Raw genomic sequence first — 21,312 nt, 5'->3', positions numbered from 1 at the left:
ATTATTAAACGTAAATTATCAAAAATTATTCCTCTAACCTATTGAATTAAGAATTAAAATTACCTTTTGATAAATAAACCACTTTCTTGGTGTCAAAAAATTCTTCTTCAAAATAATTTTTCAGGTTAAAAAGTTCACACTTCAGTCCTGCCAGCTCTTCAGCCAAATCTCCACCTTTCAAATATAAAACCCCATTGTGTTTAGGGTTAATCTGTTCTTTTTCAAATTTACCTTTTAACCATCTTAAAAATTCCGGCATCTGCGTCACAGCACGGCTTACAACAAAATGAAATTTCTCTTTCACTTTTTCAGCTCTGCCGTGAATTGCCGTCACATTAGTTAACCCGACACCTTCTGCTACAGCATTCACCACTGTAATTTTCTTCCCGATAGAATCAATTAGCGTAAACTTTGTTTCAGGAAACAAAATTGCCAATGGAATTCCTGGGAAACCACCTCCGGTTCCAATGTCTAAAACTTTAGTTCCGGGAGCAAATTCCATAATTTTGGCAACACCTAAAGAATGCAGAATATGCTTTTCGTAAAGCGATTCCATATCTTTTCTGGAAATCACGTTGATTTTTTCATTCCATTCACTATAAAGGCTTTCTAATTTTGAAAATTGCTCGATTTGTTTTTCGGAAAGTTCCGGGAAATATTTTTGGATTAACGCTACTGACATACGATTGAATATAAAAAGCAAAAATAAGTTTTATTTCATATTTAGTGAATGTTTTTTGCAGATAATATAGAAATAAAGGTATTTTTCTATACTCAATTTTTAAAATATATCAGGTCACATTTCATTAACATTTAGTTTTTATCTATATTTGTTAAAACGACAAAAAGAATACATGAATAAACTTTCAGATAGAGTAAATAGATTAGGATACTCTCAGACTTTCGTAATGTCAAACAAAGCCAGAGAAATGAAGGCTAATGGTATTGACGTCATTTCTTTAACATTAGGCGAACCGGATTTTGATGTTCCCGACAATATAAAACAGGCAGCTTTTGATGCCATCAATGAAAACTATAGCCACTACTCGCCTGTTCCGGGATTCTTGGAACTTCGTCAGGCAATTTCAGATAAATTAAAAAGAGACAATCAATTAGATTATAAACCGGCACAAATTTGTGTTTCAAACGGTGCAAAACAAGCGATCATTAATGTTTTAGCAGCAATTATCAATGATGGAGACGAAGTGATACTTCCTACTCCTTATTGGGTAAGCTACGATGAAATGGTAAAAATGATGGGCGGGAATTCTGTAATGCTTCCTACTTCTTATGTTACTGATTTTAAAATCACTGCAGAGCAGCTGGATGAGGCAATTAATGAGAAAACCAAAGCAGTTCTTTTCAGCTCACCATGTAATCCTTCAGGTGGATATTATACATTTGATGAATTAAAATCTTTAGCAAAGGTTATTGCAAAATATCCTCATGTGACTGTAATTTCAGATGAGATTTACGAATACATCAATTACGAAACGAAAACCACCTCTATCGCTCAGTTTCCTGAAGTGTACGAGCAAACCGCAGTAATCAACGGTATGTCTAAAGCTTTCGCAATGACAGGCTGGAGAATCGGATATTCTGCATGCCCTGAATGGTTAGCAAAGGCTTGCGAAAAAGTTCAGGGACAAATGACAAGCGGCGCAAACACCGTAGCTCAAAGAGCTTCAATTGTTGCTTTAAAAACAGATCCTTCAGAATACAAATACATGATTGATGCTTTCGAACAGAGAAGAAATGTCATGTTTGATTTAATGAAAGAAATCCCCGGCTTTAAAGTTCTTTTACCAAAAGCAGCCTTCTATTTCTTCCCAGATATTTCTTATTACATCGGAAAAACGTTGAACGGAACTGAAATAAAAGATGCGGATGATTTTGCGATGTTTCTGTTAGAAGAAGCTCACGTTGGTTGTGTTGGCGGTGTTTCTTTCGGCAGTCCGGAATGTATCAGATTCTCTTACGCAGCTTCTGAAGAAGAATTAAGAGAAGCAATGAGAAGGATAAAAGACGTTTTGGAAAAAGCAGTTTAATTTCATTTCTTTTTAAAATATAATTTCAGATTTAGGTTTAAACTTAAATCTGGTTTTTTTTTGTAATAGACAAAACCTTTATTTAATTCAAAAACAAAACTCTAATAAGTTGAATTCTATTGGTTTTAAATTCACATAAACTATTTTCTTTCAAAAACAATTATAGATTTTATTTATCAATAAGTAATTTTTCAATAGATAAAACAATGTATATTTGCACCATTAAATATTAATCAAAAATTAGAAAATTATGTCTTTAGTAGGTAAAAAATTTCCAAATGTAACGATTGACGCAATGTCAGAAATGGGTGATGATCTTAAAATCAACATCTTTCAAGAAACTACAACTAACCAACAGAAAGTTCTTTTGTTCTGGTACCCGAAAGATTTCACTTTTGTTTGCCCAACTGAACTTCACGCTTTTCAAGAGGCTTTAGGTGAATTCGAAAAAGAAACACGAAAGTAATTGGTGCTTCTTGCGATACAAATGAAGTACACTTTGCTTGGTTGAACGTTTCAAAAGACAACGGTGGTATTGAAGGGGTTACTTATCCGCTTTTAGCTGATACTCACAGACAATTGGCAAATCTATTAGATATTGTTGATCAGGATCTGGAATTTGACGAAGAAGGAAATGAGTTTTTCACAGGTTCAAACGTAACTTACAGAGCTACTTATCTTATTGACGAAACTGGAAAAGTATTCCACGAGTCTGTAAATGATATGCCTTTGGGAAGAAACGTAAAAGAGTATTTAAGATTAATCGATGCTTACACGCACGTTCAGAAGCACGGTGAAGTTTGCCCCGCAAACTGGGAAGAAGGAAAAGATGCAATGAAAGCTGACAGAACTTCTACTGCTGAATATTTAGCAAAGAACTAAGATAAATCAATATAACAATGTAGCAATCTAGCAGTATACCAATTTTAAAATCTCTTTTTTAATTGGTGCATTGATAAATTATTAGATTGCTACATTGTTTATTTTTTCCTAAAAATAAACTTATGTATACAGAATTAACTGAAGATACGCTTCAAAATATTGTAAGCGACAATGAAAAAGTAGTTGTACAATACGGAGCAACATGGTGCGGAAATTGCAGAATTATGAAGCCGAAATTCAAAAAATTAGCTTCAGAAAATGATGCCATTCCATTTTTATATGTAGATGCAGAAAAACTTCCTGAAAGCAGAAAATTAGCTAAAGTTGATAATTTGCCAACGTTTGCTATTTTCAAAAATGGTGAATTGGTAAATCAGGTTCAGTCTAATCAGGCAGAAAGTTTAATTAACTTATTTAACGAATTGTCATAATGAAATTACCCGTAATCAGACAGTTTTTCCAAAACCAGACTCCTGAAAATCTTGAAAAAACTTTAGAAGTTTTGGAAAGCTTCAGCGAATTCAGAGGAACAAGCGAAGAAGATTTAAATGTTGCCGGAGAATTGATTACCAATATCTGCGGAGCTCTGGAAGTTCACGCCAACGTACAAAATGGAATGAGCGAAAAAGATGCTTTAAACTCTTTTGCTCAAAAGGTTTTAGGATCAATTGATAAATAAGATTTAAAATCATTTAAAGATTTAAAATTAAAATATTTAAGAATTTCTATTCTTAAAAACAAAAATCCCGATGAAATAACATCAGGATTTTTTTGGTTTAAGTGTTTTGAAAAATTTAAAATTCAAAACGTATAATTTATAACTTTTAATTAGCTTCTTCTGCTCATCAAAATTCTCAAGATATACCAGAACAGCAACATGATTGAAGCAAAAAGCTGTAAAGAAGCTCCCACATATTGATTGGTTGCATAAGAATCTTTCAGTTTACTGGTTTGATATAAAATTGTTGCAGAAGCCAAAATTACCATCCCTACAGAGAACCAAAGTCCAAGGTCAAAACCAAAGATCATTCCGGCAACGATTAATCCGATTGCAATAAAACCACCGATGGTAATAATATTTCTCAGGAATGAGAAATCTCTTTTAGAAGTAAAAGCTACTGCAGAAATCCCGGCAAACATTGCTACCGTTAATGTTGCTGCCTGAAAAATCACTTGTCCACCGTCAGTATAAGCCATTGCAATGTACATCATCGGCAAAAAGATAACGGCCTGAAGCAATACATAGAAACCTAATCCTAAATATTGTATTGATCTGCTTTGCGCCATCGACCATTTTGAAGCTAAATAAGAAGCGAGCCAAAAAACTCCAAGGACTAAAAGCCAACTGTACTTCTGACCAATCATCAGGTAAATATATTCCGCAGGAACAGTTTGCAGCAAAACCGTTTCAACACCTACAAAAGCCAAAATTGCCAATGCAACGTGCAAATAGGTTTTCTTGTAAAAACTTGCCTTTTCAACATCTGTTGAATGCGCAACTAAAACATCTGTCATCATATTTATATTTTAATTTTTTAAAATTTATTTTGTTTAAAACATTTTCATAGGTTTCACCCCTAATATTTTTCCTTCATTATCAAATAATACTACAATAATTTCTTTCGGCGGATCTGAGTTATCATCAGAATATTTATATTGAAGCATAGGATAGTGTTCACCATCGCCAAGTAATTGATATCCGGTCATGAAAATTTCTCTTTTTCTCTCGAAGTGATTATTTTCTAAAAGTTTTTTAAGATCATCATTCGTTGCCGTATCTTTAATCTTATCTGAAAGCATATTTTTCACCGTGTCAAAATCAGACTGCTTCAGTGTATTAATGAATTTTGAAAAAAAATCATTATATAATTCTATATTCTCTTTTGATAAATCTTTTACCTTTTCTGATCGTTTATTATTTACATATACCCTAATTCTATGTGTAGGAGCAATTGTAACCATCCCATTTTTATTGTAATATTCAGACAATGTGATGTAAGAATTTATTTTTAGACTATCATTAATACTCCACTCATCTTCTCTGTTAACACCTTCTTCTAAGATTAGATTCTTTAAATTTTCTAAATTTCCATTCTGTACACTTTTGCCGTATTTTTTCGAGATCTCAGTAATAATATCCTGATATTTTTTCACCATTGCTTTATTAAAAGCCAATGATTTTTTCACATTATCTCCTTTTTCAAAGTTAGAAACATCCCATTCGTAAAGTATTTCAGACAATGTGGAATCTTCTTTATATTGAGTATAAAACACAAGAAGATTAGGAATATCTTTTTCTTTTCTTTCAAATATTACAGGTTGCAAAACTGGTCGTATAGAAACATAATCTTCATTTGATTTAAAAAGCTTGCTTCCCAATTTATTTTCATATTCAATAAAATTCTTCAGTTTAATTTTCTGAATCTCTGTTTGAATTAAATTTTGCGAATAATAAAATTGACTTATAAATAATAAAAAACAAAAAATATTTTAATCATATTATATTTTAATATTTAATAAAACTTATTTTGTTTGTTTATAAGGCTTGATACCCATAATTTTTCCATCTTCTTCAAAAACAGCGGTAATAATTTCTTTCGGGTCAGGCTTTGTCTGATCGTCGGAATATTTATATTGAATCATAGGGAAATTTTCACCACTCATGAAAGACTTATAGCCTGTCTTGTAAATCACTATTTTTCTGGTAAAATTAATGTCTTTAGTAAGGTTTTCGTAAACCTTATCAGTTACCATCGATTTTGTTTTTTCAGACATCAGGCTTTCCATTGCTTTTTTATCTGATGCTTTCAATGCAGTGATAAATTGCTCAAATTTCCCATTAAGCAGTTCTTTTTGAGTCTTATTAAGCTCTAATTTCTGTTCAGTCGTTCGATTATCTTTTATTACTTCCGCTTTTTTCACCTTTTGAGCAAAGCTCATTTGAAATGCTGCAAAAGAAAGAATGATTGCTATTTTTTTCATTAAATATTTTTTCGTTGATAGGTAAATTTAGTAATAAAAATCAAGAGACTGTTTAAATTTTAAAATTCTCACCGACTTGAAAGATGATGCAAATTTTCTTTACTAAAATAAATCTGCAAAATAAGCTGAATCTGCGAGAGAAAAATAAATTTAAATAACCTCCAAAAACTGCATCGTATCTACATTATCTGCATACGTATCAAGTCCAGGGTTTTGAGCTTCACCGAAATATACTGTTTCAATTCCCAAATCATTTTTACCAACGACACATTGAATATCTTCTTCATTTTCATTAATGAAATTCGTAACTTCATCCAAAGAAGAATATCTGCTGAAATGAATCACAGACAAAGGACTGAAAAGTTTCTCATCTTCTTTCAGCATTACAAAATTATTATCCCAGAATTTATCCTGATTCAAAAGATAAACTGCTCTGTTATAATCGTAATTGTTGGCATATTTATTATGATTAACAATTTCTTTGAAATCAATAAAACTTTCAAAAACCCTATCAATAACAAAGTCTTCCGGAATAAAAAGTCTCGTCACATTTCTACAACCTAAACCAAAATACTGGAAAATATCCTGAGCCAAAAGCTTCAGTTCTTCTTCTGTCTCATCTCCTTTGATAACGGCAACTGAAGTTCTGTTTTTTCTAATAATACTTAAATGATTTTTAAAATAATATTCTAAATATCTCGCCGTATTATTGCTTCCTGTAGCGATTACAGCATCAAAATCTGTCAATCTCTCAACAAACTCATACTCAATTTCATTCTCAGAAAATTCTTTCCATTTTTTTAATAGAAAAGGAATCATCTGTTTGTCTTTTGAAGATAATTTGATCAAAGGAATATGATTGCTCAAAACCACCGAAATCACATCATGCCATCCCACCAAAGGAATATTTCCGGCAAGGATTAATCCAACCTTTTTTGTAGTTTTTGATGGTGAATAATTGCTGAGCCAAGATTTCAAATTATCCTCTGTCAACAAATCCGACCATTGCTTTAAAGCATATTTTTGATTTTCTATGGTAAACCACGGATTTTCTATTTCAGACTTTTTCACGACCGATTCAAATTCAGAATCATTTTCGTTAAAATCTTCATTATTTTCTGCTAAATAGCTCTTTATATAATCACTTAATTTAATAAGTCCTAAAACTTGTTTTTCGATATTCATAATTACTGTAAAAGTGGGGAATATTTTGTAATTTTGTGCAAATTTAAAAAAATTAGCGATGGCTATTAAAATAACTGATGAATGCATTAATTGCGGAGCCTGCGAACCAGAATGTCCGAACAATGCAATATATGAAGGAGCAGTTGACTGGAAAGCTTCCGAAGGTACCGAATTAAAAGGTACTGTAACATTACCATCGGGGTTAACGGTAGATGCAGATGCACCACAAGAGCCCGTAAATGATGATGTTTATTTCATTGTTACTGATAAATGTACAGAATGTAAAGGCTTCCATGAAGAGCCACAGTGTGCAGCGGTTTGCCCTGTAGACTGCTGTGTTCCGGATGAAGATCATGTAGAATCTGAAGAAGCGTTATTAAACAAAAAAGCATTCTTACACGGTGAATAAAAATACGCCGTCTCATTTTTCTTGAGACGGTTTTTTTATCTTTATATTTTTATAAATCAAATACGAAATAGCAGATTGAGAAATCAGCAAAATCTCAAAAAACAAAAAGTAAAATTATGAGCAAAAAGCACAATTTCAGCGCAGGACCATGTATCTTACCTCAGGAAGTATTCGAAAAATCGGCAGCAGCGGTTTTAGATTTTAACGGAATCGGTTTATCACTTCTTGAAATTTCGCACAGAAGCAAAGATTTTGTTGCGGTGATGGATGAAGCTCGTGCAATTGTAAAAAGACTGATGAATCTTGGTGATGATTATGAGGTTTTGTATTTGGGAGGTGGCGCAAGTCTTCAGTTTGCGATGGTTCCTTACAATTTGATGAAAGTGGGTGGCAAAGCTGCTTATTTAGATACAGGTACTTGGGCTGCAGGAGCGATCAAAGAAGCTAAAAAAGTAGGAACAGTAGATGTGGTAGGTTCTTCAAAAGAAGAAAACTATTCATTCATTCCTAAAGATTATACAATAGGTTCAGAATACGATTATTTCCACTGTACTTCAAACAATACGATCTACGGAACTCAGATGAAGTCTTTCCCTGAAGTTGATACTTTAATGGTTTGTGACATGAGCTCTGATATCTTCTCAAGACAATTAGATTTTTCTAAATTTGATTTAATCTACGCAGGAGCTCAGAAAAACATGGGACCTGCAGGAGTAACTTTAGTGGTGATCAAAAAGAAATTTTAGGTAAAACAGGAAGAGAAAATATGTTCTCAATCTTAGATTATTCTCAGCATATTTCAAAAGAATCAATGTACAATACTCCACCCGTTTTCCCTGTGTATGCATCTTTATTAACATTACAGCATTTAGAAAACAACGGAGGAATTGCTGCTGCTGAAGCAAGAAATGAAGCAAAAGCAAAACTTTTATATAACGAGATCGACAGCAACCCATTATTCGAAACATTCTGCGTTCAAGAAGACCGTTCTTTGATGAATGTTTCATTTAAATTAATTGACGACAGCAAAAAAGAAGAATTTGATGCTGCATGGAAAGCCGCAGGAATCAGCGGATTGAACGGTCACAGAAGTTTAGGGGGATACAGAGCAAGTCTCTACAATGCCTTACCTATTGAAAGTGTGCAGGTTTTGGTGGATGTGATGAAGTCAATAAAATAACTTAAATTAGGCAACGCAAAAATTGAAAGATGACAAGATTAAAATTATTAAGCAAAATCATTGAATTTTTTAATAATTAATCTTAAAATCCTTAAATTGAAAAAAATATGAAAGTCTTAGCTAACGACGGAATTTCCAAAGCAGGAGAACTTGCTTTAAAAGAAGCTGGAATCGAAGTACTCGACAACAGAGTTGCGCAGGATCACGTTATTAATTTCATTAATGAAAATAACGTAGACGTTCTTTTGGTGAGAAGTGCTACCAAAGTAAGACAAGATTTAATTGATGCTTGTCCGGGTCTGAAAATTGTCGGAAGAGGCGGTATCGGGATGGACAATATTGATGTAGAATATGCCATTGAAAAAGGTTTATACGTAATCAACACGCCAAACGCATCATCAAGATCGGTGGCTGAGTTGGTGTTTGCGCATTTCTTTTCTTTAGCAAGATTTCTTCACGAATCCAACAGGTTGATGCCATTGGAAGGAGATACTCATTTCAATGCTTTGAAAAAATCTTTCAACAATGCTTATGAGCTTTCAGGGAAAACTTTGGGAGTGATAGGTTTTGGAAGTATTGGTCAGGAAGTGGTGAAGATGGGAATTTCTTTAGGAATGAAAGTAAAAGTTCTGACGAGAAAACCGAAAACAAAAACCATCAGTTTGAGTTTTTTTGACGGACAAACTGTTGATTTTGAAGTCACATCAACCAACGATTCTGATGCTTTCTACAAAGACACAGATTTTATCAGCATCAACACGCCTAAAACGAATGAATATGTTATAGACACTCCCGAATTTGAAAAAATGGAAGATGGTGTGTTTATTGTAAATACTGCAAGAGGCGGTGTCCTTAATGAAGTAACTTTGGTTAATTATATTGAATCAGGAAAAGTTGCCGGAGCAGCATTAGATGTTTTCGAAACTGAGCCGACTCCAGAATTGATTTTATTAATGAATCCTAACCTGTCTCTCACCCCCCATCTTGGCGGAAACACCATCGATGCTCAGGAAAAAATAGGTATAGAGCTTGCCGAACAGATTATTGAGATTAAAAAGAAACTATAAATTATATATGCCAGTTTTTAAACCTTTCCGTGGAATAAGACCTCATAAAGATCATGAGTCTACATTTCCTACTCATCCTTTAGATAATTTCACACAGGCTGAAATCGCTGAAAAAGCGCAAAAAGAAAAGACTTACATCAATATGATTAAACCATATGTTGTAAGTAAATCTAAAGATGTAGACCGGAATTTAAGGAAGATACGTACAACGTTTGAAGAACTGATGGAGGATAAAACACTTGTTCAGGATAGTTCGTCATACTATCTTTATGAGCAGATTTACCCTAACAAACAGATTTTCAGAGGGCTTCTCGGCTTGGCAAATATAGAAGATTTCTGGAACGGAAAAATAAAGAGACACGAAAGTACCATTCCTCAGAGAAAAGAGAAATTAGCTCATTATTTAGATAAAGTAAACCTTCAGGCAGAACCTGTATTATTAACGTATCCATCCAATTCAAAAATTGAATTGCTGATGAATCATGAGGAGAAAAACGTTCCGATTTTCAATCACGTTGATACAGTTGGAATCAGACACAAAATCTGGCGAATAGATAACCGTTTGAAACTACAGCAGTTCAAGGAAGTGATCGATCAGATCGATTCTTTCTACATTGCCGACGGTCACCACAGAATTGGTTCTACTGCGCTTCACGCAAAGCGTTTGAAAGATAAAAACAAAAAACATAATGGAACTGAAGCATACAATTTCGTGTATAGTTTCATAGTTTCCAACCAATCAATCAAAATTCACGACTATAACAGAATTGTGAAGAGCATCGGAGATTTGACGACAGACGAATTTCTGAAAAGTCTTGAGAAATATTTCTTAATTCACGAAAAAGAACAAGCTCCATACTATCCATCGCAGAAATTCCACATTTCTATGTACATCGATGGGAAGTTCTACTCTCTTCACGTAAAGCATGACCTTCGTTCTCAGGAGATGTCTTTGGATAATTTAGATCATCATCTTTTAGATAAATATATTATAAAAGATATTTTGAAGATTGAAGATTCAGATAGTTCAGACCAGATTTCTTACATCAAAGGAAGTTCAAACATTGAAGGAATCAAGCTTTTAAAAGAAAAAGTAGACAGCGGAGAAGGAAAAGTAGGTTTTGGAATTTATCCTGTAAGTTTTAATGATATGATTAAAATATCTGATTTAAAACTCCGTATGCCTCCAAAATGTACGTTCATTGAACCAAAATTGGTAACCGCATTGTTGATGTATGACATGAAGTAATTAGCTTTTAGCTTGTTGCTCAACAATATTTAAATCTAATATTTCCTCAAAATTATTTTCTTAAAACCTAAAGAGAATAATTTTGAGGATTTTTTTATCATGAAATTTTATTTAAATTAAAATCTTCGTAGTCTTTGCTAAGTGGAACGCCTTGGCGAACTTAAAAACAGTTAGTAGTCAAAAAATCTTTGCGTCCTTTGCGTTAAAAAACCTCAGTAAAAATCAATATCTGTCAGACTTACTGAATTTTTCTTTATTTTTATGCACCGAAAAGAAAAAGGTCAGTACAATGAAAAAAATTCTGCTCATCATATTTCCACTCTTTTTGAGTGGATTTTTATTTTCTCAAAAGAAGCCAGTCAAAAAGCCGAAGCCGATTCCGAAATTCAATTATATCGATGAGTTCAAGAAAATTTCAGATGAAATCATGACTAACGGAACTGCGTACGATAATCTTGGCGAACTGACAAAAGGTGTCGGACCGCGCTTCAGCGCAACTCCTGGTTATGCAAAAGCTACCGAATGGGCAGAGAGAAATCTTAAAGAAGCTGGCGCAGAAAACATATGGAAACAAGAAGTTAGAGTTCCTATTTGGATCAGAGGTAGAGAATCTCTACAGATCAAAGCCGGAAATGGTGAATGGAAAAACATCCGTATGCTTTCTTTCGGGAACTCTGAAGGAACAGGCGGAAAAGATATGATCTACGATATTCTTTTGGTAAATGATGTTCAGGAGTTGGTTAATTTTACGAGTGCGCAGGTAAAAGATAAAATTATTTTCGTCAACTATCCTATCGATCAGAAATTGATCAGCACAGTAGATTCTTATCTTATTGCCGCTAAATCTAAATTGCTTTCCGCTTCTGTGATTGGTAAAAAAGGAGCAAGAGGTTTAATTATAAGATCACTGACGACGGCTTCAGACGATATTCCTCATGCAAAACAGATTTATTATGAACCAGAAGATAAAGTGAAAATTCCGGCAGTTACGATTGGAGTAAAATCTGCAGACGAGTTGGAGAAGCTTTTAAAAAAGCAAACCGTAAAAGCAAAATTAAATATGACCGCCGAATCAAAAGGCGAAACCATCAACCATAATATCATCGGAGAAATCCCCGGAAAAAAAGATGCTAAAGTAATTGTTTTAGGAGCTCAGCTCGATTCATGGGATTTTGCGGAAGGAGCGCATGATGACGGTTCGGGAGTTGTTCAGTGTCTGGAAGTTTTAAGAGCATTTAAAGCATTGGGTTACGATAATAATCACACAATCAGAGTTGTACTGTATGCAAACAGTGAAAATGGTGGACAAGGCAGAGAAACGTACGCAGCGCAGGTTAAAAAGAAAGAAGAAAAACATATCATCGCTTTAGGTTCAGATTCCGGAGGATATTCTCCGAGAGGATTCTCCCTTGATATGTCGCCGCAAAGACGCCGCCTGATTTTCCCGTGGAAAGAATATTTCCTTCCTTACGGAGTGTACGATTTTGACCAGACTTATGCGATTCAGGATATCGCTCCTCTGAAAAAACTGGATATTCCATTAATGGAATTGGTCGTCGATACCCAAAGATATTTTGATTACCACCACTCGGAAAAGGATACTTTCGACAAAGTCAACAAAAGAGAATTGCTTTTGGGAGCGGTTGTGATGACGCAGATGGTTTTTATGATTGATAAAAATTGGTAGTTTAGTAAAATGATAAACTTTCGTAAATATTAATAAAATTGAAAAAAGAAAAATTTTTGTCCCGACGTATAATTGCTGGTTTAATAGATTACACAGTGATATTTTTTGTAACATTCACATATATCAAATATTTTGGTGAGGTAAATTCAGAGGGTGAATTTTATGTGAGCGGCGTAAAAGCACTTCCAGTTTTTATTTTTTGGTTTGTATATAATTGCGTTATTGAAGTTTATCTGCAATCAACATTTGGAAATTATTTAGTAAAACTAAAACCAGTAGACGAAAAAACTGAGCTGGATATAACTATAAAACAGTCATTTTTAAGACACATTGTTGATCCCATTGACATGTTCTTTTTCGGTTTAGTTGCAATAATCATCATTACAAACTCACAAGAAAGTAAAAGATTAGGTGATTTGTTAGCCAAGACTAAAGTTGTAAAAATTTAATAATCATTTTAAATTAATATTTTAATAAAAGAATTCATTTTTCTCGCCATCAATATCATGAAAAAACTTGTAGCAACAATTATTCTACTTCTAAGCCTAAACTTATTCTCTCAATCCAAAGAAGACTCCATCCAATTCAACAGAATCTCAACCGAGATTTTAAATAAAGGAAAAGCTTACAATGAACTTAGAGATTTAACGAAAAACATCGGTCATCGTTTAAGCGGTTCCGAGGCATATGAAAAATCGGTTCAGTGGGCGGCGCAGAAACTTCGTGATGCCGGAGCAGATAAAGTATGGCTTCAGGAAGTGATGATCCCCGTTTGGGAAAGAGGAAATGAATCTTTACATATCAAAACTAACAGCGGAAAATGGACAAAACTCAAAATGCTTTCGTTAGGAAATTCTGAAGGTACCAAAGGAAAAGATGTTTCAGGAGAGATCATTATGGTAAAATCTTTTGCTGAATACGAAAAACTTCCTGCCGAAAAGGTAAAGGATAAGATTGTTTTCTTCAACTACCCTTTCAGTCAGTCGTACATCGAAACGTTTAAAGGATATAGCGATGCATCTGCATACCGTTCAACTGCTGCAATGTTGACCGCACAAAAAGGTGGAAAGTTTGCCATCGTGAGATCGTTGTCATCCGCTTTTGACGACGTTCCACATACCGGAGCGATGAGATATAAAGATGATGTTGCAAAAATTCCTGCAGTGGCGATTGGAAATACTACAGCCGACGAGCTTGAAAATTTATTAAAATCACAAAAGATCACCGCAAAACTCAATTCCAATTGTGGGATGAAAGGCGAAAAACTTTCTCATTCTGTCATCGGTGAACTCACTGGTAAAAAAGATAAGAGCGTCATTGTTGTGGGCGGACATTTAGATTCGTGGGATGTAGGCGAAGGTGCACATGACGACGGAGCAGGAATCGTTCAAAGCATTGAAGTTTTAAGAACATTTAAAAATTTAGGCATCAAAAATAATCATACCATAAGAGTTGTCTGCTTTGCCAACGAAGAAAATGGTGTAAAAGGCGGAATACAATATGGAAAAACAGCAAAAGAAACCGGAGAAAAACATCTTTTCGCTTTAGAGTCTGATGCAGGTGGATTTTCTCCGAGAGGTGTAGCCCTTGACATGGATGATAATAAAAGAAACGAGATCAAAAGTTGGTCGCCTTTATTTTTACCGTATGGCGCTTACGATTTTGAAGGCAGATATTCCGGGACAGATATTTATCCGTTGAAAGATATGGGAGTTCCGACGGCTGAGCTCGTTCCGGATTCTCAAAGGTATTTTGATATTCACCACACTGAAGAAGATACATTTGAAAAGGTGAACCGAAGAGAATTGTTGCTTGGTGCGACGGTGATGACGCAGATGATTTATATGATTGATAAGAATTGGTAGATAAAATTTTATCGCATGAAAATAGTATACTTTTTATTTTATATAATCCCGTCATTATTCCAATTCACGTCAAATTTTTCTAAATCATTTCGTTTGTTAGGAGGAAGTAACATCTTTGCATGATACATCGGTCGATTACCTCTCACTTTCTCAAGATATTCACTATCTAAATCTGATTTTCTAAAATATTGGATTTCAATTATGGTACAATCCTTTTTTGATTTAAAAATATAGCAGTTGACATCATACAAATCGGAATAAATCTCAGACAAAAATTTCAATACTGTATCAATATCTTTTGGAACTTTCTCACTATTAATCTTCCTTTCCTTAGTTCTTAATTCATGAAAATCAACATACTCAAACTCATTAATATCTGTCAAAATATAAAGATACTTATCGGAAATTTTATTCCAGCATTTCTCTTTCGTTAGTATTATTAATGAAGAAACTGTTCCATTAATATTTACTTCTAAAATTTTATATGAATCAGAATTGTTCATCAACATTAGTATCTTTCAATTCAAATACTCTTTCTTATCAACCGTAAAATCCAGAATCTCACCATCCCTTTTTACTTTAACTTTAACAGAGTTAGTATTCTTTTCAACTCTGTTTAAGAGATATTCACACGAAGATTCATTATTTAAATTTTCAAAACTGGTATCGTTGATACTTACAATTTCATCATTAATCTTGATAGGGAAATCTTTCTCCGGAAACACCAAAACTACCCTAGCTTTAAGATCGATAAAGCGGTAAGCAAAACCAAAAGATTCCATTTTTGAAGGTGTATTTTTAATGCGGTGTAGATAAACTTTATGATTTTGCCAGTCAATAACAAATTTGAATTTCTTCAGAAACTCATTTCCAAGAAGGCTTGAACTTCCTGTCATTACAATTTCATTCTCAAATTTTTGTGCTGCCAATTCTAATTCTTTGGGTCTGAAATAATAAGAAGAAACCGGTTTTCCTGCCCCATAAGCGCCTACAGAGTTCATACCAAATGTTTCTAAATATTTTATTTTGCTGTTTTTAGGATCAAAATTATTATCCGAAATCTTGATGCTTCCTGTAAATCCGGTATCGAAAGTCATATTTATTTTCTTATCTAAAATCTGAGCTTCTATAATCGGTGTTTTCTGAAGTTTTGTATTAAAATTAAAAACCGTTGCATAATCTACCGTCGAAAATTGTTTTAAATCTGTTGCAGCCTCCAACAGGTTTTCGGAATAATTGATTCTCCAAAATAGCTTTGCCATTTGGTTTGCACCAATAATACCGTCAATTTTCAGACATCCAAATTCATGACCTTGAAGATCCATCACCATTGCACCAATATTTTTAAAAACAATCTGGTCAATGGTCATTTCGGGCAATAGGGTAAAAATCTGTTCCTGTTTATTTTTCTGTGAATCTCCTACTTTGCTTTTATGCTTTTTCTTAAGATTCATTTCGTTATAAACTGCGTGAGAAATCACTGTCGGTGCACCGGTATCAAATAAAAACTGATAAGGCTTCCCATTGATGGTTACTTTCACTAGAGGCAATTCATTTTCAAAAGTGAGATTAATCTTCTCTACAGGATTTTTAAGCACTGCTTCCCCGCTTTCGAAAAACCTTTTCCCCTGTGCAGAAACCGTTGTGATGTATAATATCAAAAACAAGAATAGACTTTTCTTCATGCTGGTAATTTATACTAAAATAGAGATTTTTTTTGTAATATTTATTTGATTTATTAAAAGTGATAACTTCGGAAAGGAAGCTGACAAGATGGTAGAGACATCTTACTACCTCGGAATGCCACCTTACAAATTCGGAATATCATCTTGCTACCTCGGAATAATAACTTACATTCTAAAATGAGAACTACCGAGAAAGGAACATTTTTTAAAAGATATTAATTAATTAATTAATTATATCAATCTCGTTTAGTAATTTGCCATTTGATAAAATTGAACAAATGAAATTTAGCAGCTTTTTTTTCTATTAACACAATTAAAGTATTAATCACTTTAAATCTTATCCAAAATCTTCTTTGGAAGGATCTTTTTCAGCTGAGACTTATATTCTTTCTCGGCTAATACAAGTTTCCATGATTTTTTATCTTTCGAAATGACAACCGCTTTCATCGGCGCATTGATAATGTAAGAACCTTCTTTTGCGAGATACTTTACACTACCCTTTCCGTATTTTGCAATCAACATTTCTCCGATCTTATTTTTCATCTCATCGCTCATGGAGCTGACATCGCCTTTGAGTTTTAAATAATAACTGGTCAAAGAAAAATATTCACCATCGATGAGTTCGGGTTTTCCGACGGAGGCAAACTTCATATCCTGCACATCAATCTTTACAAATGGATTATTGTAAGTCATATTCAGAAGCTGGGTAACTTGATCTTTGGGAACGACTGTGAAAAATTTAGGATAAATACAACTGACGGTCTGGTCTAATTTTTTGTATTTAATCGTGTTGGCGAAATAAACTACAGACTTTCTGATTGCCTGATCATCGGTTTTCACCTTTGTTTGAGCAAAAGAAATGTAAGAAAATATAATGAATGCTAATGTAAGAAGTCTTGTCTTGTACATGATGATTTTTAAAGATTGATTGATGAATTTTATCCTGTAATCAGGCTTTCAAATATATGTAATTTTAAAACTTAAATTCTCATAATTCTTATGCACTAAATCTATTTTTATACCATATGCTATCCGATTTATATCTGTAATTTTGCAGGCAGTTATTTTTAAGAATGAAAACATTATTACGTTATTTAAAACCTCACAAGTGGTTGATGATTTTGTCATTGGTTTTGGCGACCATCAATCAGGTTTTTTCTTTATTTAGTCCGGCAATTACGGGAAACATTCTCGATCAATTGGTGACGCATCCCAATCATTTTGATAAAGAAAAGGTCGTATCCAGAAGCCTGGATCAATATCTATACGGAACCGATATCTATCACGGAGCATTTTACTTTTTAGGATTACTGATAGGAACTGCGATGATCAGCAGAATTGCTAAAGCTTTTCAGGATTATGTGGTGAATGTGATTACCCAAAAGTTTGGGGCTAATATCTTCACTGATGGATTGCAGCATTCGATGGCATTACCTTATCAGGAATTCGAAGACCAAAGAAGTGGTGAAACGCTTTCAATTCTCACGAAAGTAAGAGAAGATTCTGTGAAATTCATTACCAATTTCATCAATATCTTCTTTGGGATTTTAGTCAGTATTATTTTCGTTTCGGTGTATGCGATTCGTCTGCACTGGTCGATTATGCCGGTGTATGTAGTCGGAATTTTCCTCATTGCTTTTATCACCAATTTATTAAGTAAAAGAATTAAAAATATTCAGAAAACAATCGTTACCGAAACTACAGGATTGGCTGGGAGCACCACCGAAAGTCTTCGTAACATCGAGATTGTTAAAAGTTTAGGTTTAACGAAACAGGAAGTAAAACGTCTGAATAATAATACTTATAAAATTCTTGGTCTCGAACTTAAAAAGGTGAAAAGCATCCGTTCTTTAAGTTTTATTCAGGGGACGATGGTGAATTTTCTGCAACAGTTGATTACCCTTACTTTATTGTATTTAATATTTAAAAATGTCGTTACTCCGGGGCAATATTTATCATTGATGTTCTACGGGTTCTTTATTTTTGGACCAATGCAGGAAATCGGAAATATCATTATCTCTTATCGTGAAGCTGAAGCATCGCTGCATAACTTCGATAATTTAATGAAAAAACAGGTGGAGGAAAAACCACATACACCAAAACAGATTGGTGCGGTTCAAAAATTAGACTTTAACCATGTTTCTTTTCAACATCAAAGTGCTTCTTATAAAGCATTGAATGATATTTCATTTGAAGTGAAAAATGGAGAAACCATTGCGTTTGTCGGCCCAAGTGGCTCAGGAAAAAGTACGTTGGTAAAATTATTAGTCGGATTGTACAGGCCAAAAGAAGGCTCTATTTTTTATAATGGAATCAACGGGAAAGAGTTCGATTTTGATGAACTGAGAAATCAGATTGGTTTTGTAACGCAGGACACACAGCTTTTTGCAGGAACAATCAAAGAAAATCTATTGTTCGTCAATCCGAATGCTACTGATGAAGATCTAGATTTAGCTTTAAATAAATCAAGTGCTAAAACATTAATTGAAAGAGCCGAAAATGGAATAGACACCGTCATCGGCGAAGGCGGACTGAAATTGAGCGGTGGCGAAAAGCAAAGAATTGCCATTGCCAGAGCTTTATTGAGAAAACCTAATTTATTGATTTTTGATGAAGCAACTTCTGCTTTAGACAGCATTACAGAAGAGGAAATCACTTCAACCATAAAAGAAATTTCTGAAGAAAAAGAACAAATTACTGTACTGATTGCCCACCGATTGAGCACTATTATGCACGCAGACCGAATTTATGTTTTAGAGCGTGGGAAAGTAATTGAAACAGGTTCGCACGAGAATCTTTTGGATTTAAAAGGATTGTATTATGCGATGTGGAGACAGCAGATTGGGGAAAGAAAGGTTACAAAACAAGTTTAATTGATTATAATTAAGGTGACTATCATTTATTAGGATAATCCAGATATCCAAAATATCAATATGAAGCATACTCATCATCAAAACAAATATGCTTCGATCTATATAGTATCTATCCATTTGTACAGATCTCTATCAGCAGATATTCCGAATGATTTCCTTAGTCTGCTTTTTCTCGTCTGAACTGTCCGCACTGAAATATGATTGTATTCCGCTATATCTTTTGTAGTAAAACCAAGTTTGAGAAGAGCGCATAATTTGAACTCCTCAGATGTCATAGCACTGTTCATTTCCATGAGGTTATCATATAAATTTGGAAATGAAGATTTTATTTTGGGTATGAAAGTGATATCGTCATTCATGGCCAGTTTTACTAAATTCTCCAAATCTATATCGTCTTTTCTGTTAAGCTTTGCACGCATATCAGAGATTATTTTTTCGCTCCTGAGAATCTTCTGGTATAATTCCAAAATCGTAAAGTGTTTTAATAAAATAAAATATCCAAGACCCGCCAACCCCATAAATACTACTATAAAAGTAACAAGTCTTTGATTTTTTAAAAACTTTATATTTCCTGTTTCTCCAATCCTGAATATCCTGAAATCATAAAAGTGACTTATGAGAAAAAGAACAAATGCGGTAGCAAAAACAAATATGATATACTTCGATGTTTTCCTTGTATTAAAAATAAACAGTGAAGTGATAAACAGTAAAAAATAATATAATGACAAACCATTTTCAAAACCTGATGTGGATGAAAAAAAGAAAACCAACAGCATAGAAAATTCGATAACGAATAGCCACATCAGGGTATTTTGGCAAGCTTTTGTAAAAAAGAAAAGAAAGAGAAAAACAAATCCCAATACAAACAAAACCAAAAAATAATTCCTGAATCCAAACAGCAAATCCCTGAATCCACTCAAAAGCAAAATAATCCCAATAGAAAATGCGAATAAATTCAATAGTTTAGCATCTAGACGCTTAAATCTGTCCGCATCGGGATCAATATGCAGATTCTTTATATAATTCAATATTCGACGCAACATTGTTTATAAATAATGTAAAAAGGTAATATTTATTTAGTAATAAACTTTATATTTTTAAAATTAATTTTTCGTAAAATCAAAAAAATACAACCAAAATCTTCGTTAAAAAACTTCAGACATTCCCTGAATGCTTTTCATTAAACAAAAAACAGCACGCCCTTTTATACCACAAGGTCTTTTTTCCACTTGGCCACCGTATTACGGCTTAATTTAAAGTGGATTGCAAGTTGGGTATTGTTGAGTTTATTTTTTTTCTGGTAATCAAGTATTTTAAGAATATCTGTTTCTCTATAAGAACGGTGCTTCTGATTGGCTATAAAAATTTCTTTGTCTGGAATGCCGAAAATTTTCTCATTCAGTTCTATAATATCCACAACAGATAAGCTTTCTTTCTGTAATAATCGCAGACAGCAATTTCTTTTATCCGGAAACTCTTTTATAATAATGTCGTTATATATTCTCTTATAATCAGGGATTGATTTTTTCATAAGTAGTTTTCATTTTAATTTTACATCACTTTTCTTCTTTCAAATACAGTATGATGCCCCTTCTGTTTTCCAACCAACTCTTAGATAAAATGTAGAACCAGAATCGGCAGGATAAAAATTAAAGTCCTACCCAAGAAGTTCTGTTATTTCTTTTTTGGTTTTCCCAACAGGTATTTATATTTATTTATACTTGCTTATCCACTTAGAAAGAGTACTTTTTGGTATTTTATAACGTTCTATTACTTCAAATTTTGACATTTCTCCTGACTGTATTTGTTTCAGAATGAAATTAATAACTTCTTTTGTATAAATGTTTTTGCGGAACTGAGGTAATATTGTTTTTTTTGTTTTTGTACTTGTGTCTGCCATCGTTGGGGCATACAATATCAAATGCTGTGAATACAGCCTGAAAAAATCATATTCTAATAGTTTGCTCCATTTCAACAGATTTTCTGTTTCTATACTTGTTACTTTGTACATTCCCTTTACTTCCTGTTCCGTACATTTCATAAAATTACAAATTCGGGGAAGTTCTATCCCACGTGCTGCAACTTCTTTTTCAATCACTGGTCCTATCAGGATCTCTTTAAAATTCATTTGTTTGTATTTTTAGAATCTTACAGATTTTTTAATCTGTATCTATTTTATAGGTTTATATATAAACCGGCA

Annotated in this window: 21 protein-coding genes and 2 pseudogenes; 12 read left to right on the top strand and 11 right to left on the bottom strand. The window is 33.5% G+C overall.

From position 1 onward, the window contains the following. Positions 1-46 precede the first annotated feature (46 nt). On the bottom strand, positions 47-682 hold the full coding sequence (gene rsmG, locus EAG08_RS20230) for a 16S rRNA (guanine(527)-N(7))-methyltransferase RsmG (RefSeq protein WP_129537021.1): 636 nt from the start codon (positions 680-682) through the stop codon (positions 47-49). Positions 683-854: 172 nt separating this feature from the next. Between rsmG and EAG08_RS20225 the strand changes: the two genes are divergently transcribed. From EAG08_RS20225 to EAG08_RS20210, 4 genes and pseudogenes are all read left to right on the top strand, one after another. Next, positions 855-2,048, top strand: coding sequence for a pyridoxal phosphate-dependent aminotransferase (locus tag EAG08_RS20225; protein WP_129537020.1), 1,194 nt, complete (start codon positions 855-857; stop codon positions 2,046-2,048). A 250-nt stretch (positions 2,049-2,298) separates the two neighbouring features. Beyond that, positions 2,299-2,930 (top strand): annotated as a pseudogene (locus EAG08_RS20220) (peroxiredoxin). Positions 2,931-3,052: 122 nt separating this feature from the next. Then, on the top strand, positions 3,053-3,361 hold the full coding sequence (locus EAG08_RS20215) for a thioredoxin family protein (protein ID WP_129537019.1): 309 nt from the start codon (positions 3,053-3,055) through the stop codon (positions 3,359-3,361). After that, positions 3,361-3,609 (top strand): DUF6952 family protein, encoded by a 249-nt coding sequence (locus EAG08_RS20210; RefSeq protein WP_047443905.1) that lies wholly within the window; start codon positions 3,361-3,363, stop codon positions 3,607-3,609. The genes EAG08_RS20215 and EAG08_RS20210 overlap by 1 nt, the downstream gene beginning before the upstream one ends. 149 nt (positions 3,610-3,758) lie before the next feature. Here EAG08_RS20210 and EAG08_RS20205 read toward each other — a convergent pair whose 3' ends face one another. The 4 genes from EAG08_RS20205 to EAG08_RS20190 all read right to left on the bottom strand — a co-directional run bounded on the left by EAG08_RS20205 (position 3,759) and on the right by EAG08_RS20190 (position 7,097). Next, entirely contained in the window at positions 3,759-4,448 is a 690-nt protein-coding gene (locus tag EAG08_RS20205; protein WP_129537018.1) for a Bax inhibitor-1 family protein, read from the bottom strand. Between the two features lie 33 nt (positions 4,449-4,481). After that, positions 4,482-5,309, bottom strand: coding sequence for a hypothetical protein (locus tag EAG08_RS20200; protein ID WP_129537017.1), 828 nt, complete (start codon positions 5,307-5,309; stop codon positions 4,482-4,484). A 144-nt stretch (positions 5,310-5,453) separates the two neighbouring features. Beyond that, positions 5,454-5,912 carry a peptidylprolyl isomerase gene (locus tag EAG08_RS20195; RefSeq protein ID WP_129537016.1) on the bottom strand — a complete coding sequence of 153 codons (459 nt, stop codon included), beginning with the start codon at positions 5,910-5,912 and terminating at the stop codon, positions 5,454-5,456. Positions 5,913-6,062: 150 nt separating this feature from the next. Beyond that, the gene (locus EAG08_RS20190) at positions 6,063-7,097 is read right to left on the bottom strand and encodes an acyl-CoA reductase (RefSeq protein WP_129537015.1); all 1,035 of its coding nucleotides are present in this window, start codon (positions 7,095-7,097) and stop codon (positions 6,063-6,065) included. A gap of 58 nt (positions 7,098-7,155) precedes the next feature. Between EAG08_RS20190 and EAG08_RS20185 the strand changes: the two genes are divergently transcribed. The 7 genes and pseudogenes from EAG08_RS20185 (at position 7,156) to EAG08_RS20155 (ending at position 14,554) form a co-directional block, all read left to right on the top strand. Then, on the top strand, positions 7,156-7,506 hold the full coding sequence (locus tag EAG08_RS20185; RefSeq protein WP_054508722.1) for a 4Fe-4S binding protein: 351 nt from the start codon (positions 7,156-7,158) through the stop codon (positions 7,504-7,506). Positions 7,507-7,622: 116 nt separating this feature from the next. Then, positions 7,623-8,686, top strand: a pseudogene (gene serC, locus EAG08_RS20180) (3-phosphoserine/phosphohydroxythreonine transaminase). A 107-nt stretch (positions 8,687-8,793) separates the two neighbouring features. Continuing rightward, entirely contained in the window at positions 8,794-9,753 is a 960-nt protein-coding gene (locus EAG08_RS20175) for a D-2-hydroxyacid dehydrogenase (RefSeq protein WP_129537014.1), read from the top strand. 7 nt (positions 9,754-9,760) lie between these two features. Beyond that, complete coding sequence (locus EAG08_RS20170; RefSeq protein WP_129537013.1) at positions 9,761-11,002, top strand: DUF1015 domain-containing protein; 1,242 nt, start codon at positions 9,761-9,763, stop codon at positions 11,000-11,002. A 289-nt stretch (positions 11,003-11,291) separates the two neighbouring features. Next, the gene (locus EAG08_RS20165; protein ID WP_129537012.1) at positions 11,292-12,689 is read left to right on the top strand and encodes a M28 family peptidase; all 1,398 of its coding nucleotides are present in this window, start codon (positions 11,292-11,294) and stop codon (positions 12,687-12,689) included. A 38-nt stretch (positions 12,690-12,727) separates the two neighbouring features. After that, positions 12,728-13,138: an RDD family protein gene (locus EAG08_RS20160; RefSeq protein ID WP_164998599.1), complete on the top strand. Its 411-nt coding sequence runs from the start codon at positions 12,728-12,730 to the stop codon at positions 13,136-13,138. Positions 13,139-13,195: 57 nt separating this feature from the next. Continuing rightward, on the top strand, positions 13,196-14,554 hold the full coding sequence (locus EAG08_RS20155) for a M20/M25/M40 family metallo-hydrolase (RefSeq protein WP_129537010.1): 1,359 nt from the start codon (positions 13,196-13,198) through the stop codon (positions 14,552-14,554). 38 nt (positions 14,555-14,592) lie between these two features. On the opposite strand, the gene EAG08_RS20150 is transcribed toward EAG08_RS20155, so the two are convergent. The 3 genes from EAG08_RS20150 to EAG08_RS20140 form a co-directional block, all read right to left on the bottom strand. Then, positions 14,593-15,057, bottom strand: a complete 465-nt coding sequence (locus EAG08_RS20150) for a hypothetical protein (RefSeq protein ID WP_129537009.1) — start codon at positions 15,055-15,057, stop codon at positions 14,593-14,595. Between the two features lie 15 nt (positions 15,058-15,072). Next, positions 15,073-16,239 (bottom strand): aspartyl protease family protein, encoded by a 1,167-nt coding sequence (locus EAG08_RS20145; protein ID WP_129537008.1) that lies wholly within the window; start codon positions 16,237-16,239, stop codon positions 15,073-15,075. A 330-nt stretch (positions 16,240-16,569) separates the two neighbouring features. Further along, complete coding sequence (locus EAG08_RS20140; RefSeq protein ID WP_129537007.1) at positions 16,570-17,148, bottom strand: hypothetical protein; 579 nt, start codon at positions 17,146-17,148, stop codon at positions 16,570-16,572. A 164-nt stretch (positions 17,149-17,312) separates the two neighbouring features. Between EAG08_RS20140 and EAG08_RS20135 the strand changes: the two genes are divergently transcribed. After that, complete coding sequence (locus tag EAG08_RS20135) at positions 17,313-19,112, top strand: ABC transporter ATP-binding protein (RefSeq protein ID WP_129537006.1); 1,800 nt, start codon at positions 17,313-17,315, stop codon at positions 19,110-19,112. A 98-nt stretch (positions 19,113-19,210) separates the two neighbouring features. Here EAG08_RS20135 and EAG08_RS20130 read toward each other — a convergent pair whose 3' ends face one another. The 3 genes from EAG08_RS20130 to EAG08_RS20120 all read right to left on the bottom strand — a co-directional run bounded on the left by EAG08_RS20130 (position 19,211) and on the right by EAG08_RS20120 (position 21,240). After that, positions 19,211-19,915 carry a helix-turn-helix transcriptional regulator gene (locus EAG08_RS20130; RefSeq protein WP_228446667.1) on the bottom strand — a complete coding sequence of 235 codons (705 nt, stop codon included), beginning with the start codon at positions 19,913-19,915 and terminating at the stop codon, positions 19,211-19,213. Positions 19,916-20,316: 401 nt separating this feature from the next. Next, positions 20,317-20,643, bottom strand: a complete 327-nt coding sequence (locus EAG08_RS20125; protein ID WP_129537005.1) for a helix-turn-helix domain-containing protein — start codon at positions 20,641-20,643, stop codon at positions 20,317-20,319. Between the two features lie 180 nt (positions 20,644-20,823). Then, positions 20,824-21,240: a transposase gene (locus tag EAG08_RS20120; RefSeq protein WP_129537004.1), complete on the bottom strand. Its 417-nt coding sequence runs from the start codon at positions 21,238-21,240 to the stop codon at positions 20,824-20,826. Between the last annotated feature and the right edge of the window lie 72 nt (positions 21,241-21,312).

Origin of the sequence: Chryseobacterium sp. 3008163 (assembly GCF_003669035.1) — a bacterium.
GTDB lineage: Bacteria > Bacteroidota > Bacteroidia > Flavobacteriales > Weeksellaceae > Chryseobacterium.
Note: the sequence above shows the minus strand (reverse complement) of the source record. Positions and strands in the feature narration are given on the sequence as shown.

Excerpts from the sequence above, each read along its gene's own strand:
- rsmG (WP_129537021.1), bottom strand. The coding sequence starts at position 682 with ATGTCAGTAGCGTTAATCCAAAAATATTTCCCGGAACTTTCCGAAAAA.
- EAG08_RS20225 (WP_129537020.1), top strand. The coding sequence starts at position 855 with ATGAATAAACTTTCAGATAGAGTAAATAGATTAGGATACTCTCAGACT.
- EAG08_RS20215 (WP_129537019.1), top strand. The coding sequence starts at position 3,053 with ATGTATACAGAATTAACTGAAGATACGCTTCAAAATATTGTAAGCGAC.
- EAG08_RS20210 (WP_047443905.1), top strand. The coding sequence starts at position 3,361 with ATGAAATTACCCGTAATCAGACAGTTTTTCCAAAACCAGACTCCTGAA.
- EAG08_RS20205 (WP_129537018.1), bottom strand. The coding sequence starts at position 4,448 with ATGATGACAGATGTTTTAGTTGCGCATTCAACAGATGTTGAAAAGGCA.
- EAG08_RS20195 (WP_129537016.1), bottom strand. The coding sequence starts at position 5,912 with ATGAAAAAAATAGCAATCATTCTTTCTTTTGCAGCATTTCAAATGAGC.
- EAG08_RS20190 (WP_129537015.1), bottom strand. The coding sequence starts at position 7,097 with ATGAATATCGAAAAACAAGTTTTAGGACTTATTAAATTAAGTGATTAT.
- EAG08_RS20185 (WP_054508722.1), top strand. The coding sequence starts at position 7,156 with ATGGCTATTAAAATAACTGATGAATGCATTAATTGCGGAGCCTGCGAA.
- EAG08_RS20175 (WP_129537014.1), top strand. The coding sequence starts at position 8,794 with ATGAAAGTCTTAGCTAACGACGGAATTTCCAAAGCAGGAGAACTTGCT.
- EAG08_RS20170 (WP_129537013.1), top strand. The coding sequence starts at position 9,761 with ATGCCAGTTTTTAAACCTTTCCGTGGAATAAGACCTCATAAAGATCAT.
- EAG08_RS20165 (WP_129537012.1), top strand. The coding sequence starts at position 11,292 with ATGAAAAAAATTCTGCTCATCATATTTCCACTCTTTTTGAGTGGATTT.
- EAG08_RS20155 (WP_129537010.1), top strand. The coding sequence starts at position 13,196 with ATGAAAAAACTTGTAGCAACAATTATTCTACTTCTAAGCCTAAACTTA.
- EAG08_RS20150 (WP_129537009.1), bottom strand. The coding sequence starts at position 15,057 with ATGAACAATTCTGATTCATATAAAATTTTAGAAGTAAATATTAATGGA.
- EAG08_RS20145 (WP_129537008.1), bottom strand. The coding sequence starts at position 16,239 with ATGAAGAAAAGTCTATTCTTGTTTTTGATATTATACATCACAACGGTT.
- EAG08_RS20140 (WP_129537007.1), bottom strand. The coding sequence starts at position 17,148 with ATGTACAAGACAAGACTTCTTACATTAGCATTCATTATATTTTCTTAC.
- EAG08_RS20135 (WP_129537006.1), top strand. The coding sequence starts at position 17,313 with ATGAAAACATTATTACGTTATTTAAAACCTCACAAGTGGTTGATGATT.
- EAG08_RS20130 (WP_228446667.1), bottom strand. The coding sequence starts at position 19,915 with ATGTGGCTATTCGTTATCGAATTTTCTATGCTGTTGGTTTTCTTTTTT.
- EAG08_RS20125 (WP_129537005.1), bottom strand. The coding sequence starts at position 20,643 with ATGAAAAAATCAATCCCTGATTATAAGAGAATATATAACGACATTATT.
- EAG08_RS20120 (WP_129537004.1), bottom strand. The coding sequence starts at position 21,240 with ATGAATTTTAAAGAGATCCTGATAGGACCAGTGATTGAAAAAGAAGTT.